13 protein-coding genes are annotated in these 15191 nt (G+C 67.4%); 3 read left to right on the top strand and 10 right to left on the bottom strand.

What is annotated here, in order from left to right:
• Positions 1-67 precede the first annotated feature (67 nt).
• From AWB92_RS02810 to AWB92_RS02800, 3 genes are all read left to right on the top strand, one after another.
• Entirely contained in the window at positions 68-1126 is a 1059-nt protein-coding gene (locus AWB92_RS02810) for a dihydrodipicolinate reductase (RefSeq protein WP_085183954.1), read from the top strand.
• Positions 1127-1348: 222 nt separating this feature from the next.
• Positions 1349-1708 carry an MmpS family transport accessory protein gene (locus AWB92_RS02805; RefSeq protein WP_241523350.1) on the top strand — a complete coding sequence of 120 codons (360 nt, stop codon included), beginning with the start codon at positions 1349-1351 and terminating at the stop codon, positions 1706-1708.
• Entirely contained in the window at positions 1705-4626 is a 2922-nt protein-coding gene (locus tag AWB92_RS02800; RefSeq protein WP_085183952.1) for an MMPL family transporter, read from the top strand. The genes AWB92_RS02805 and AWB92_RS02800 overlap by 4 nt, the downstream gene beginning before the upstream one ends.
• Here the strand turns inward: AWB92_RS02800 and AWB92_RS02795 are convergent.
• From AWB92_RS02795 to AWB92_RS02750, 10 genes are all read right to left on the bottom strand, one after another.
• Complete coding sequence (locus tag AWB92_RS02795; RefSeq protein WP_068177200.1) at positions 4609-5445, bottom strand: DegV family protein; 837 nt, start codon at positions 5443-5445, stop codon at positions 4609-4611. The two genes, AWB92_RS02800 and AWB92_RS02795, sit on opposite strands and share 18 nt — an antisense overlap.
• A 5-nt stretch (positions 5446-5450) precedes the next feature.
• Positions 5451-6194: a diglucosylglycerate octanoyltransferase gene (gene octT, locus AWB92_RS02790; RefSeq protein WP_085183951.1), complete on the bottom strand. Its 744-nt coding sequence runs from the start codon at positions 6192-6194 to the stop codon at positions 5451-5453.
• A complete protein-coding gene (gpgP, locus tag AWB92_RS02785) occupies positions 6184-6858 on the bottom strand; it encodes a glucosyl-3-phosphoglycerate phosphatase (protein ID WP_085183950.1) in 675 nt (224 codons plus the stop codon). Before gpgP ends, octT begins: the two co-directional genes overlap by 11 nt.
• The gene (rsfS, locus tag AWB92_RS02780; protein WP_068107916.1) at positions 6855-7250 is read right to left on the bottom strand and encodes a ribosome silencing factor; all 396 of its coding nucleotides are present in this window, start codon (positions 7248-7250) and stop codon (positions 6855-6857) included. Before rsfS ends, gpgP begins: the two co-directional genes overlap by 4 nt.
• Positions 7247-7906, bottom strand: coding sequence for a nicotinate-nucleotide adenylyltransferase (gene nadD, locus AWB92_RS02775; protein WP_085183949.1), 660 nt, complete (start codon positions 7904-7906; stop codon positions 7247-7249). Before nadD ends, rsfS begins: the two co-directional genes overlap by 4 nt.
• 137 nt (positions 7907-8043) lie before the next feature.
• On the bottom strand, positions 8044-9489 hold the full coding sequence (locus AWB92_RS02770; RefSeq protein WP_068107919.1) for a VWA domain-containing protein: 1446 nt from the start codon (positions 9487-9489) through the stop codon (positions 8044-8046).
• A complete protein-coding gene (locus AWB92_RS02765) occupies positions 9489-10364 on the bottom strand; it encodes a MoxR family ATPase (protein WP_068107921.1) in 876 nt (291 codons plus the stop codon). Before AWB92_RS02765 ends, AWB92_RS02770 begins: the two co-directional genes overlap by 1 nt.
• Before the next feature lie 28 nt (positions 10365-10392).
• Positions 10393-11640 (bottom strand): glutamate-5-semialdehyde dehydrogenase, encoded by a 1248-nt coding sequence (locus tag AWB92_RS02760; protein WP_085183948.1) that lies wholly within the window; start codon positions 11638-11640, stop codon positions 10393-10395.
• A gap of 46 nt (positions 11641-11686) precedes the next feature.
• Positions 11687-13090 carry a mechanosensitive ion channel family protein gene (locus AWB92_RS02755; protein ID WP_085183947.1) on the bottom strand — a complete coding sequence of 468 codons (1404 nt, stop codon included), beginning with the start codon at positions 13088-13090 and terminating at the stop codon, positions 11687-11689.
• Positions 13090-15150: an adenylate/guanylate cyclase domain-containing protein gene (locus AWB92_RS02750; protein ID WP_241523348.1), complete on the bottom strand. Its 2061-nt coding sequence runs from the start codon at positions 15148-15150 to the stop codon at positions 13090-13092. Before AWB92_RS02750 ends, AWB92_RS02755 begins: the two co-directional genes overlap by 1 nt.
• Positions 15151-15191 lie beyond the last annotated feature (41 nt).

The raw sequence follows: 15191 nt of genomic DNA, 5'->3' as shown, positions 1-15191 counted from the left end.
CCGGCCCGCATTCTCGCGGGCCGGGTTGAACATAATGGGTCCAATCGCACCGGCAAAGGAGCCCCCAATGAGCCCGAGCAGCGCAGACCGTCGCTATCGCGTCATCCAGTGGACGACCGGCAACATCGGGCGGCGCTCGCTGCACGCCATCATCGGCCGACCGGACATGGAACTGGTCGGGGTGTATGCCCACGGCGCCGAAAAGGTCGGCGTGGACGCCGCCGAGCTGTCCGGGTGGCCGGAGCCGACCGGGATCAAGGCCACCAACGACATCGATGCGCTGCTCGCGCTGCGACCCGACGCGTGCTGCTACAACCCCTTGTGGCCGAACGTGGACGAATTGGTGCGGCTGCTGGAGTCGGGCGTCAACGTGTGCACCAGCGCCGCCTGGATCACCGGCGGCAAGCAGACACCCCAGGACCGCAAGCGCATCCAGGACGCCTGCGAACGGGGCGGTGCGACGATCTTCGGCAGCGGAGCGCACCCGGGGATGACGAACGTGGTCGGGATGGTGCTGTCCGCATCGTGCGAGCGCGTCGACGAGATCCGCATCACCGAGTCGGTGGACTGCTCGACGTATGAGTCGGCGGAAACGCAAACGGCGATGGGGTTCTCGCAAGACCCCGACACGCCGGGACTGGCGGAGAGCGTCCGCCGGGAAAGCGAGGTCTTCGCGGAATCGGCCGCGATGATGGCCGACGCGATCGGCGCCAAACTGGACAAGATGACGTTCGACGTCACGTTCACCGCGGCCACCGCCGACTCCGATCTGGGGTTCATGAAGATCCCCGAAGGAACGGTCGGCAGCGTCTACGGCTACCACCGCGGCTGGGAGGGCGACCGCAACGTGGTCAGCGTCGGATTCAACTGGACCATGGGCAGCCATGTGGTCCCGCCCAAACCGCTGGAGCACGGCCACGTCATCCAGGTGTTCGGCCTGCCCAACATGCGCACCGTCCTGCACTGCCTGCCGCCGAAGGATTGGACGGAACCCGGCTTCATGGGACTGGGAATGATCTACACCGCGATGCCGGTTACCAACGCGGTTCCGGCTGTCGTCGCAGCCAGGCCCGGGATTGTCACGCTTGCCGATCTGCCGCCGGTCACCGGCCGGGTGACGCGCTAACCCAGCGCCGGCCGCCCCGTAAGCGCGGACCCAGAGGAACGGTTCCGTGCACTAGGTCTACGATGCTTAGCTGAGCAATGTATCGGCAACGGGTGTTGTCGGCGACGGCGGTGATCCGCACGGGGCGAGCGGAAGGCGGTCAAGGTGAAGGCCCTAACCCGGGCGCTCAGACGAGCGTGGATTCCTCTTGTGTTGGTGGTCGTGCTCGCCGTCTCGGCCTTGATGGTCTCGCGGCTACACAGAATTTTCGGGTCCCAGGACCTCAACGCGAATGCGGGCAAGGGGATCGAGATCGTGCAGTTCAATCCGAAGGTCGTCGTCTACGACATCTCCGGGCCGCCCGGATCCACCGCGAACATCAACTACTGGGACGAGAACGCAAACACCCACCAGATCAACAACGCGCCGCTGCCCTGGTCGACCACCATCTCCACCACGCTTCCCTCGGTGAGCGCCAACATCATGGCGCAAAGCGACGGCAGCCGAATCAGCTGCAAGATCAGCGTGGACGGCGTCGTCCGCGACAGCCAGAATTCCGACGGCCACAACGCCCAGACCTTCTGCCTGGTGAAGTCAGCATGACCGACATCGACAAGGCGGAGCGCGACGCGAGCACGGCGGACACGGGTCCGATCAGAACCAAGCCCAGCATGGCGGATCGCGGCCACCGTCCGTATCTGCCCCACGCGATCCGAATCTTCGCGATACCGATCATTTTGGGCTGGGTGGCGGTCACCGTGTTGGTGAATGTCATCGTCCCCACACTGGAAAAAGTCGGCGAGGCGCATTCGGCGCCGATGGCCCCGCTCGACGCGCCGTCGATGAAGGCCATGATGCGGATGGGCCACAACTTCCGCGAATTCGACTCCAACAGCACCGTCATGATCGTGCTGGAGGGCCAGCAACCCCTCGGCCCCGACGCGCACCACTACTACGACAACGTCATTCGCCAACTGCGGCAGGATTCCAAGCATATCCAGCACATCCAGGACTTCTGGGGAGACCGGCTGACCGCGGCCGGGGCACAGAGCGCCGACGCCAAGGCCGCCTATGTGCAGATAAACCTCGCCGGTAACCAGGGCACCACGCAGGCCAACGAGTCCGTGGACGCGGTCCGCAAGGTGATCGAGGAGAACAAGGCGCCACCCGGCGTGAAGGCCTACGTCACCGGTCCCGCCGCGCTGTCCGACGACATGCACATCATTGGCAACGCCAGCCTGGCCAAGATCACCCTGTTCACGCTGGGCGCCATCGCGATCATGTTGCTGCTGGTCTACCGGTCCATCGTCACCACGCTGCTCCAGCTGTTCATGACCTTTGTCGCCCTGGCGTGTGCGCGGGGGGTCGTCGCGGTTCTCGCGTATCACAACGCATTCGGCCTCACCACCTTCGCCGCGAACATCCTCACCATGCTGGCGATCGCCGCCGGGACCGACTACGGCATCTTCCTCGTCGGCCGCTACCAAGAAGCGCTCGCCGCCGGTGAGGATCGAGAAAGCGCGTACTACACCACGTTCAAGGGCGTCGCTCCCGTCGTCCTGGGTTCGGGCCTGACGATCGCCGGGGCGACCTATTGCCTGAGCTTTTCGCGGTTGCCCTGGTTCAACACCATGGGCGCACCCGTGGCGATCGGCATGCTGGTCGTGGTCGCGGCCGGCCTGAGCCTGGGGCCCGCCGTGGTCTTCGTCGGCAGCCGCTTCCACTTCTTCGAAAGGCAGGCCAAGCGCGGTCGGCTGTGGCGGCGGGTGGGCACCGCGGTAGTGCGTTGGCCCGCACCGATTTTGGCCGTCAGTGGCGCGGTCGTGCTGGTCGGCATGATCGCCCTGCCGAGCTACCACACGAGCTACAACGACCGCCATTACCTGCCGTTGTCAGCCCCGTCCAATCAAGGGCAGGAGGCCGCGAACCGGCATTTCTCCGAGGCGCGAATGAACCCCGACCTGTTGATGGTCGAGTCCGACCACGACATGCGAAACCCGGCCGACATGCTGGTGTTGGACCGGGTGGCGAAGAACGAGATGCGCACGCAGGGCATCGCCATGGTCCAGGACATCACCCGGCCGCTGGGAATCCCGATCCAGCACAGCTCGATTCCGTTCCAGAACAGCATCCAGAGCCAGACGACGATGCAGAACATGAGCTTCCTCAAGGACCGCATCGCCGACATCCTGCGGATGGCCGACGATCTGCAGACCCAGATCGACACCACGCAACGCCAGTACGAGGTGTCGCTGGATTTGGCCAACGCCGCCGACGACAGCGCGAAGACCACTGAGGTGACGTCGCAGATCACCGACAAGTTGCGCGACCACATCGCGGATTTCGACGACACCTTCCGGCCGGTACGTAGCTACTTCTACTGGGAGAGGCACTGCTACGACATCCCGTTGTGCATCGGCATACGCTCCCTCTTCGACACGTTCGACGGCTTCGACCAGCTCGCCGAGCAGTTCCACTACCTCACCGCCGATATCGCGCACACGGCCAAGGCCACCCACGACCTGAATGCGCTGTTCCCCGTGCTGATCTCGACGCTGAAGAACACCAGGGGTATCACGCTGACGCTCTACCAGACGTTCAAGGCGATGATCGATCAGATGGAGGCGATGAGCAACACCGCCATTGTGATGGGGCAAAGCTTCGATCAGTCCAAGAACGACGACTTCTTCTACCTGCCGCCGGAGGCCTTCGACAACCCCGATTTCCAGACGGGCCTTCGCATGTTCCTGTCGCCGGACGGTAAGTCGGCCCGGTTCTTCATCACCCATCAGGGCGATCCCATGAGTCCAGAGGGCATTGCACGGGTCGACGCCGAACGCACCGCCGCGCAGGAGGCGTTGAAACAGTCCTCGCTGTCGGATGCCCGCGTGTATCTCGGCGGGACCGCCGCGACGTTCCGAGACATGGCCGACGGCGAAAAATACGACCTGATGATCGCGGTGGTGTCGGCCCTGACGCTGATCTTCATGATCATGCTGCTGCTCACCCGGAGCGTGGTTGCCGCGCTGGTGATCGTCGGCACCGCGGCCAGTTCGATCGCCGCATCATTCGGGCTGTCGGTGCTGATCTGGCAGGACCTGTTCGGCATCAGGATCCACTGGATCGTGATGGCGCTGTCGGTCATCATCCTGCTGGCGGTCGGATCTGACTACAACCTGCTACTGGTGTCGCGGTTCAAAGAGGAGATCCACCACGGGCTCAAGACGGGGATCATCCGCTCGATGGCCGGCACCGGTGGGGTGGTGACGGCAGCGGGCCTGGTGTTCGCCTTCACCATGGCGGCGATGCTCGGCAGCGAACTGCGCGTGCTCGGGCAGTTCGGGTCCACGGTATGCATCGGCCTGCTCCTCGACACCCTGATCGTGCGCACGCTGCTGATGCCGTCGATCGCCACCCTGCTCGGTCGCTGGTTCTGGTGGCCGCTCGTCGTGCACCCGCGCGGTGACTACGGCCGTCCCGCCGCCGTGGCGGCACCGGTGGCGTCAGGCGCCAGGAGCTAAGTCCAGGCACACCGCGACGGCCCCGGGGCCGACGTGCAGCCCGAGCACCGGGCCCAACGGGCCGACGATCGCCGGCTCGCAGGCGGGCAGCCGCCGCGCCAGCTCCGCCGCCACCTCGCTCGCGCCCTCCGGGTTGGCCACATGTTGCACCGCCAGGGCCGCGGAGTTCTCGCCGACGACCTCGCACACCCGGTCGATCATCGCCGCGGTCGCGGCCGTCACGGTCCGCACCCGTTGGGCGAGAACGAGTTTGCCGTCATCGATGCGTAACAGCGGCTTGAGCGCCAGCGCGGTGCCCAGCCACGCCGTGGCCCCGCCGATGCGTCCGCTGCGACGCAGGTTGTCCAGCCGGTGCACCACCACGAACGCGTGGCCGCGCGACACCGCCGAAGTGGCTGCGCCCGCGACGGCGCCCAGGTCGCCGCCGTCGGCCGCGGCTCGGGCGGCGGCCAGCGCCACGAACCCGGTTCCCATTGCGGCCGAGCGCGAGTCGACGACGCGCACGTTCGCGTCGAGGTCGGCCGCGGTGCGTTGGGCGGCGCCGTAGGTTCCGGACAGCGCCGAGGAAAGGTGCACCGCCACCACGCCGTCACCGTCGCTGTCGGCCAGCGCCTGCTGATAGGCGTTGGCCAGTTCGGCCGGGGTGGCCGCCGCGGTGGTCGCGTGCTGCTTGTAGATGTCGTCGGGGATGTCGTCCACGCCGTCGCGTAGGTCGCGGCCATCGAGCAGGATGTGCAACGGAACCACGCGGATGGCCCACTTTTCGAGCAGATCGGCGGGCAGGCGCGACGACGCATCGGTCACCACCACGACGGCCATGTGCGCTACCCGCGCGGCTTCTCGTTGGCAATGCCGGCTTCCGCCAGTGCCTTGAGCATCAGCTCCGCGACCGCCTGATGGGCTTCGAAATTCCAATGGATGCCGTCGGGATTGCCGCGACCACTCATAACCTGTTCGGCCACAGCGGCTTTGAGATCCACCAGGGGAATATCGTGTTGCTGCGCCCATTCCGTGATCGCGGCCACCGTCCCCGCGCGGCCGTGGTGAGCCTTGCCGTACGTCTCGGCGATGTGCACCGACGGCAGCGACGCCACGATCGGAATGCCCGGGCGGTTGAAATCGATTGCGCCGCGAGTCTGTTCGAGGTATTCGGCGCTCAGGTGCGGCGGCAGCGCCGACCGGGCCACCGGCGAGAGCCGGGGCTGCAGCCACGCGTAGCCGTCGCGGACCCAGCGCCGCAGCCACGGCGGCCGCACGTAGCGGATCAGCTCGCGCACCGCGGTCGGCAGCACCGAGGGCAGCGAATCCATCCCGCCGGTCGCGAAGATCACCGCACCCGCCCGGGGCAGCGCCGCCCAGGCCCGCGGGTCCTGCGTCGCCGCCCACCAGACATCGCGGCAAGTCCAGCCGATGCGCCCGATCAGTTCCACGTCCCAACCCAGTTGGCTGGCAACGATATTGGGCCAGATGCGCGGGTCGTCGGCGGGCAAGCCGCCGGTGGGCCCGTAATAGGACAGGGAATCGGCGAACACCAACAGGGTGGGCCTCGCGCGCGCGTCAGAGGACATCGTTGGCGACCTGAGCAGAAGCGTTCCACACATCCAGGCGCCAACGGATGCTGCCGAAATCGACATCCGAGTCACCGGCATGCCCACTCAGTTGAGCCCAACTGGCGTTGCCCATGCCGCCCAGCATCGGCCAGTTGTCGACCGGCAGCTTGAGCAACGCGGCGGACAGGGCCGCGATCAGACCCCCGTGCGCCACCAGCACCACGGGTCGGTCCGGCCCGTCGGGATCACCCCATTCCGGCTCGCCGGTCACCAGCTCGGCGACCACCGGCACGCTTCGCGCGGCCACGTCGACCCTGCTTTCCCCGCCGTGCGGCGCCCACCTGGCGTCGTCTCGCCAGGCCAGCCGCGCGCCGGGCGCCTGCGCGTCGACCTCGGTGTGCGTCAGCCCCTGCCAGTCGCCCAAATGGGTCTCGCGCAACCGGGGGTCCACCCGGACCGTCAACCCGGTCCGCTCCCCGAGCGTGACTGCGGTGTCGTAGGCGCGATGCAGGTCCGACGAAACGATCAGTAACGGCGGCAGCTTGCCCAGCACTTCGGCGGCGGCGACCGCCTGGGCGCGACCGAGTTCGGTGAGCGCGGAGTCCAGCTGCCCCTGCATCCGGCTGCCGGCGTTGAAGTCGGTTTGGCCGTGCCGGAGCATCACCAGGCGGCGGATCCTCATCGCGCGCTCGCCGAGTCCGCAGGACCTTCCGGGTCGTCCAGGTCCACCGAGATCACTGGGCAGTCGCCCCACAGCCGGTCCAGCGCGTAGAAGTTCCGGTCGTCCTGGTGCTGGATGTGCACGACGATGTCGCGGTAGTCCAGCAGCGTCCAGCGGCCTTCCCGGGCGCCCTCGCGCCGCGCCGGGCGGTAGCCGGCCTTGCGCATTTTCTCCTCGACCTCGTCGACGATGGCGTTGACCTGCCGCTCGTTGGACGCCGAGGCGATGACGAAGCAGTCCGTGATCACCAGCTGGCTGGACACGTCGATGACGAGTACGTCGTTGGCCAGTTTCGAGGCGGCCGCGCCGGCCGCCACCGTGGCCATGTCGATGGCTTCCTGGGTGGCGGTCACGTGTTGTTTCCCGCCGCGAACGTCGTTGGGCGCGTAGTGGGTTCGGCCGTTCGGTAGAGGCGACGCTTCGACACGTACTGCACCACACCGTCGGGCATCAGGTACCACAGCGGGCGGCCCTCCTCGGCGCGCCGGCGGCAGTCGGTCGACGAGATCGCCAGCGCCGGAATCTCCACGAGCGTCAGCGCGTCCTCCGTCAGCTCGCCGAGGACGCCGGTGACGTGTTCGCGGCGCAGCTCATAGCCGGGACGGCTGACGCCGATGAAGCGCGCCAACCCGAACAGCTCCTCCCAGCCCTGCCACGACAGGATCGACTCGAGCGCATCGGCGCCGGTGATGAAGTACAGCTGCGATTCGGGGTTGAGCGCGTGCAGGTCGGCCAGCGTGTCACGGGTGTAGGTGGGCCCGCCGCGGTCGATGTCGACGCGGCTCACCGAGAACCGCGGGTTGGACGCCGTGGCGATCACCGTCATCAGATAACGGTCCTCGGCGGCCGAGACGTGCCTGCTCTTCTGCCAGGGCTGGCCGCTGGGCACGAAGACCACCTGGTCCAGGTCGAACAGGTCGGCGACCTCGCTGGCGGCCACCAGGTGGCCGTAATGGATGGGGTCGAACGTCCCACCCATCACCCCGAGCCGGCGAAGCTGCTTTTGCACGATTTGCCAGCTTACTTGAGCTCAACAGCGGCACCGATTCCCCAGCTAGTGGCCCCGGCGGGCCGAGAGTCACGCCAGCGTGGCGCTGGGCGCCGACGGCCAAGCCAGCGTGACGCTCGGCGGATAAAGCCGCGATGTCACACCGGCAACAGTTGGTCGATCACCGCCGCCAACTGCTTGGCGGACCGGCATTCGTGCATCGTGATGACCTCTTGGTAGCGCGGCACCGCCGAGTCGCCGCTCCCCCACAGGTGCTTGGGTTCGGGGTTGAGCCAGTGCGCGTGGCGGCTGGCGGTCACCATGTCGACGAGCACATCGATGGCCGGGTCGCGGTAGTTGGTGCGCCCGTCGCCGAGCACCAGCAGTGAGCTGCGCGGCGACAGCGCGTTCGGGTGCGCCTGCAGGAACGAGACGAACGCGTTGCCGTAGTCGGAGTGCCCGTCGCGGCTGTACACGCCGGCCTCACGGGTGATCCGCTGAATAGCCACGGCCAGGTCGGCTTCCGGGCCGAACATGTGGGTCACCTCGTCGGTCGTGTCGATGAACGCGAAGACCCGAACCCGGGAAAACTGCTGCCGCAAGGCGTGCACCAGCAGCAGGGTGAAGTGGCTGAACCCGGCGACCGAGCCCGAGACATCGCACAGCACAACCAGTTCCGGACGGGCCGGGCGGGGCTTGGCCAGCACCACGTCGATCGGCACCCCGCCGGTGGACATGGACTTGCGCAGCGTCTTGCGCAGGTCGATGGTCCCGGCGCGGGAGCGCCGCCGGCGCGCGGCCAACCGGGTCGCCAGGGTGCGGGCCAGCGGCGCCACCACCCGTTGCATCTGGCGCAGCTGCTCGCCGGATGCGCGCAGGAACTCGACGTTCTCCGAAAGCTGTGGGATGCCGTACATCTGGACGTGGTCGCGACCCAACTGCTCGGCGGTGCGCCGCTTGGTCTCGGCGTCGACCATCTTGCGCAGCTGCGTGATCCGCTGGGCCGCCAGCGCTTTGGCGATCTGCTCCTGCGTGGGCGTGGGCTCGTCGCCGTACGGCGCGAGCAGCCCCGCCAGCAGCTTGCCCTCCAATTCGTCCAGCGCCATCGCCTTGAGCGCCTGATACGACGAGAACGACGGGCCGCGGCTGGAACTGTATTTGCCGTAGGCCTCTACGATCCGAGCGATCATCGCGACGAGACGCTCGTCCATGTCGGCCAATTCGGGGTTTTCGGTGAGCAGGTCCAGCAGCATCTGGCGCATCGCCTCGACGTCGTCGGGCGGCAGGGCGCCGTCCTTGGCCTCGCCGGCCTCCTCTTCGGTGACCACCGCGCGGGCGCCCAGCGCGGCGGGGAACCACAGGTCGAACATGGCGTCGTAGGTTTCCCGGTGGTCGGGGCGGCGCAGCACGGCGCAGGCGATCCCCTCCCGCAACACCTCACGATCGGCCAGGCCGAGGGTGGCCATCACCCGCCCGGCGTCCACCGTCTCCGAGGGGCCCACCGAAATGCCTTGCGCGCGAAGCGCTTCCACGAAACCGACCAGGTGGCCCGGCAGCCCGTGCGGGGCGAGCGGGCGGCTGGGGCGGATGCGGCGGGCGGCCATCAGTTGAGCCTCAGTTCTCCCGCGGCGCGTTGCTGGTCGGATTGATGCTTGAGCACCACGCCGAGCGTGGCGGCGACCACCGCGTCGTCGATGGTGTCCAGGCCCAACGCAAGCAGCGTGCGGCCCCAGTCGATGGTCTCGGCGATGGACGGCACCTTCTTCAGCTGCATTCCGCGCAGCACCCCGATGATGCGCACCAATTCCTCGGCCAGGTGCGCCGGCAGGTCGGGAACCCGGGACAGCAGGATGCGCCGCTCCAGGTCGGGGCTCGGGAAGTCGATGTGCAGGAACAGGCAGCGCCGCTTGAGCGCCTCGGACAGTTCACGGGTGGCGTTGGAGGTCAGCACCACGAACGGCGCCCGCTCCGCGACGATCGTGCCCAGTTCGGGCACGGTCACGGCGAAGTCGGAGAGCACCTCGAGTAGCAGGCCCTCGATCTCGATGTCGGCCTTGTCCGTCTCGTCGATCAGCAGCACCGTCGGCTCGCTGCGCCGGATGGCGGTCAGCAGCGGCCGCGACAGCAAGAACTCCTCGCTGAACACGTCGTCCTTGGTCTGGTCCCAGTCCCCGGAGCCGGCCTGGATGCGCAGGATCTGCTTGGCGTGATTCCACTCGTAGAGCGCGCGGGCCTCGTCGACCCCCTCGTAGCACTGCAGGCGCACCAGGCCCGAGCCGGTGGCCTGGGCGACGGCGCGGGCCAGCTCGGTCTTGCCGACGCCGGCGGGACCCTCCACCAGCAGCGGCTTGCCGAGCCGGTCGGCCAGGAATACGGCCGTCGCGGTGGCGGTGTCGGGTAGGTAGCCGGTCTCGGCCAACCGCCGCGAGACGTCGTCGATGTCGGCGAACAGCGGCGCCGGCCGGGCGGGCACACTCACGATGTCAGGTCTCCTAAGGCTTTGGACGTCAGGCCGGGCGGGTCTGCCCGTCTCCCCACGCGATCCACTTGGTCGAGGTCAGTTCCGGCAACCCCATCGGGCCGCGCGCATGCAGCTTCTGCGTGGAGATGCCGATCTCGGCGCCAAACCCGAACTGCTCGCCGTCGGTGAAGGCCGTCGAAGCGTTGACCATCACCGCGGCCGCGTCGACTCCGTCGCTGAACCGTTGAGCCGCAGCCATATTCGTCGTCACGATGGCCTCGGTGTGCCCGGTGCCGTATTCGTTGATGTGGGCGATCGCGGCGTCGACGCCGTCTACGACGGCCACCGCGATGTCCATCGACAGGTATTCGCGGCGCAGGTCGTCCTCACCCGCGTCCAAGTGAACCGTCACCCCCGCGTCCTGCAGGGCGCCGACCAGCCTGGGCATGGCCGTCCCCGCGATCGCGGCGTCGACCAGCAGCGTCTCGGCGGCGTTGCAGACGCTGGGCCGACGGGTCTTGGAGTTCAGCAGGATCCGTTCCGCCACGTCGAGGTCGGCGGACTCGTGCACGTACACGTGGCAGTTGCCGACACCGGTCTCGATGGTGGGCACCCGGGCGTCGCGCACCACCGCGTCGATCAGGCTCGCTCCGCCGCGCGGGATCACCACGTCGACCAGTCCGCGCGCCTGGATCAGGTGGGTCACCGTGGATCGATCGGCGGTCGACAGCAGCTGAACCGCGTCGGCGGGCAGGTCCTCGCTGACCAGCGATCCGCGCAGCACGTCGACGAGGGCCTGGTTGGACTTCGCCGCCGACGAGCTGCCGCGCAGCAGCACCGCGTTGCCCGACTTGAGCGCCAGCCCGAACGCGTCCACCGTCACGTTCGGCCGGCCCTCGTAGATCATGCCGACGACGCCGAGCGGGACCCGCTGCTGGCGCAGGTGCAGCCCGTTGGGCAGGGTGTAGCCGCGCAGCACCTCGCCGACGGGGTCGGGCAGCCCGGCGACCTGGCGCAGGCCGGCGGCGATTCCGTCGACGCGCTTGCGGTCCAGGGCCAACCGGTCGAGCATCGCGGCCGGCGTGCCGGCGGCCCGGGCGGCGTCGAGGTCTTCGGCGTTGGCCGCCAGGATCCGCTCGGTGTGGGCGCCTATCGCGTCGGCGGCCGACTGCAGCGCCGCGTCCTTGGCGACAGTCGGCAACAACGCCAGCGCGCGGGCGGCGACCCGGGCGCGGCGCGCGGCGTCGTGGACCTCCCGGCGCAAGTCGGGGCGCGTCGGAGCTTGCAGACTCATTTATCCAGCGTAACGGTCCTTAGCGGGCCAGGTCAGAGCGGGCGGCTCACGCGACCCGCTCGCCGCGCCGCGCCTGTCGCACTTTGCTTTGCCGCTCTTCGAGGATGTGGCCGAAGTTCTGTAGCAGCAACGGTTCACGCATCACCAGGTGCTCGATGTGTTCGCGGTCGATCTCCAGCGCGGTCACCTCGTCGAGCGCGTACGCGCTCGCCATATTGGGCTGCCGGGTCAGCGCGGTCAGCCCGAGGAACGAGCCCTCGAGCAGCGTGCTGATCGGGACGATCGATCCGTCGTCGGCCATCGCGGTCAGCTGCACGCGGCCCTCGACCAAGAACGTCATTCCGCCCGGAATCTGACCGGCGTATTCGACGGTTTCGTCCGCACCGTAGCGGACGAGTTTCGCGCACGAATGCAGCGAGCGTTGTTCGTCGGCGTTCAGCCGCAGCGCCGGCGCCACCACCGTGCGCAGCGCCTTCTCCACGCGTTCGGGGGTCGAGTAGTCGTCGTCGCTGTTGTCCAGGTGCAGGTCTTCCCGCCGTGCGGCGTACCAGACCCAGCGCAGGAAGGTCGCTTTCGCGGCGCCGTCGTCCGCGGGCGAGGTCAGCCCGATGGAGGTGCGGTATTCGCCGCCGCCGACGGGTACCGAGCGGGGCACCGTGTCGGCCTTCAGCTGCGGCAGCCCGAGGGCCACGCGCGTCAGCATGGCGCACACCCGGTCGGGCGGGTCGGCGGACGAAAACGTGGTCGTCATGGCCAGCTTGTGGGTGCCCGCCGGCCGGCTGAGGTTGGTGAACGCCGTGGTGGCCAGCACCGAGTTGGGCGTGACGCGCATTCCGCTGCCGGTGTCGATGTGGACGGCCCGCCAGTTGACCTCGACGACGCGTCCCTTCGCCGTGCCGGTGTCCAGCCAATCGTTGATCCGGAACGGCTGCTCGAAGAGCATGAACAAGCCCGACACGATCTGGCCGACGGAGTTCTGCAGCATCAGGCCGATGACGACCGATGTGACACCCAGCGCGGTGAACAGGCCGCCGACCCGGACGCCCCAGATATACGAGAGGATCAGAACCAGCCCGACACCGATCAGCGCGAAACGCGCGACGTCGAGGAAGATTGCGGGCATCCGCGCCCGCCAGCTCTCTTCGGGCGCACCTTCGAACACAGTGGCGTTGAGCCCGGACAGCATCAGCACTAGTACCAGGAACCCGAAAACCGTGGTAAGGAGCCGCACCGGCACCTCGCCAGCGGGAATCTGCGACGCCTTGACGAGCAGCAGCAAGAGCGCAACGAGGGGCAGCAGGTAATTGCGCAGCAGGCCGATCTGCCTGGCGATGCGGCTGTTCCGGCGGACCAGCGCGTGGTGCAGCTCGGTAAGGACGATCAAGCAGATCGGAAATCCGACGGCGATACCCACCGCCCAGTAGAACCACGAGGAGTTCCAGGCGTTCATCATCGTTCCGACAACCGATACATCGCCTGCTCGGTGCCGCCCACCGAAATCGTGCCCGCGGGCGTGAAGTGCCGCACGTCGCGCATGGCCTCGTACACCGGGGTGCTCACGTAGATGCCGGGCTGCGGTGCGCCCCTGTGCATCTGGGAGGCCAGGCTCACCGCGGCGCCCCACATGTCGTAGACCAGGCTCGATCGGCCGACCAGCCCGCTGATGACGTTTCCGGTGTTGATGCCGACCCGAAGGCCCAAGTCGTGGCCGGTCTGGCTGTTGAACCGCTCGATGATGCGGCGCATCTCGACGGCGAAGTCAACGGTTCGGTGAATGCTGTCCAATCGTGGCGTGATCACCCCGCAGGTGGCGAGGTACCCGTTGTGGAAGGTGCGGATCCGTTCCACGCCAAGGGTTTCGGCGGCCGAATCGAACTGGCGGAACAGCTCGTCGACGATCCCCACCAGTTCGTCGCCGGAAAGATCGTTGGAAAGCTCGTCCAGCCCGGCGATGTCCGCGAAGATGATCGCGACGTCCTGGTGCTTCTGCGCGATGGTCGCCTCACCCTCGCGATACCGCTGGACGAGCGACTCCGGCATCAGCGCCAGCAGCAGGCGATTGTTTTCGTTGCGCTGCTCGTTGAGCAGCTCCTCCTTGATCGCAAGGTTTCGGCTCATCTCGTTGAAAGCCGCCGTGAGGTCGCCGATTTCGTCGCGGGTCATCACCGGAATGTTGACGTCGTAGTCGCCGGAGCTGATCTTTCGGGTGCCCTCCTCCAGGCGCCGAACCGGCCGCATCGCCGCCCCGGCGATCAGCATCGAGGCCACGCTGATGACGAACACCAGCGTGGTCACCGCGATCACGAGCGTCTTGCTGAACCTGCCCAGCCGCGCGAAAGCGTCCGAGTCGTCGCGCGTGGCCAGGATCGACCAGTGCAGGTTGGAATCGGGAATATCCAGCGGCGCATAGGCTTCCAATTCCTTGTTACCCAGGTAATCGGTGGCGCTCATGGTCCCCGACTCCCCGCGCTGCGCAGCGCGAAAGCCCGCGGTCGCAACCGGCTGCACCAGCGTCGTGCCGCCCAACCGGATCGCCTTTTCCACGACTTCGGGCGCGGTACCGGCGCCGATCGCGTCCCGCTTGTATTGCTCGGGATCCTGCAGGAATTCGCGCGAATCCGAACGCATCAGGCCGTCGGGGCCGGCCAGATAGGTCTCGGTCGCCGCGCCCATGCCGGCAGCTTCCCAGTGTCTGCCCGCGGTCATGATGTTGTTGATCTTCGCGATCGGCACCGGGAAGGCCATGACACCAACCATCTTGCCGTTCATTCCGACCGGTGAGACCACCCACGCGTTGGGTGCATCGAGCGCCGGCTGATACGGCTGAAAGTCGGTGATCCAGACGAAATCCACGTCATTGGAACGCAGCGCCTTCTGGTAGGCGTCCTTCAAATTCGATTCCCGATAGGGACCGGTCAGGATATTCGTCCCGAGGTCGGGGCCCTTGCGGACGGAATAGATGACGTTGCCCTGCATGTCCAGCAGCAGGGCGTCGCGATAATCGAAGCGAGTGACGATGCCGCGCATGTAGAAATCGAAGCGCGCATTGGCCGCCGTCCAGGCGCTCCCGTCGCCGGCGTCCTCGACCGGAAGCGAGTCGGCGGTCGGTCTCGGCGGCGCGGTGTAGTACGCCTGGACGTACTTCTGCGCCGGGGAAGTCGGCAGGACCGCATTCAGATCGATCGAGTCGCCGGTCAACTTTTTGATCGGCGCAATCATCTGGTTCTCGTAGTAGTTGACCAGCGACTGCTGCTGGGCCGGGCTGATCGGCGCGTTGGCCAACTGCTCGAAGCCCGCGGTGAGCGTCGTCGTGGCCTCGTTGATGCTGAATCCGCCGCTGTAGACGATCAGGGAGTTCGTCACCTCCCGGAACAGCGCCTGCACCTGCCTCTTCTGCGACTCCCGCAACTCGATCAGCCGCTCGGACTCGACCTGCCGCAGCGCGTTGCGGCCGGATATCGCGCCGATGAGCCCGATCACCGAGACACCGAGGATGCCCGAGAGGAGCATCGCGATGAGGATCTTGGACTGGATGCCGAAGCGGAAGCGGT

Source organism: Mycobacterium sp. IEC1808 (genome assembly GCF_002101935.1).
GTDB lineage: Bacteria > Actinomycetota > Actinomycetes > Mycobacteriales > Mycobacteriaceae > Mycobacterium.
This window is presented reverse-complemented; position numbering and strand designations above follow the sequence as displayed.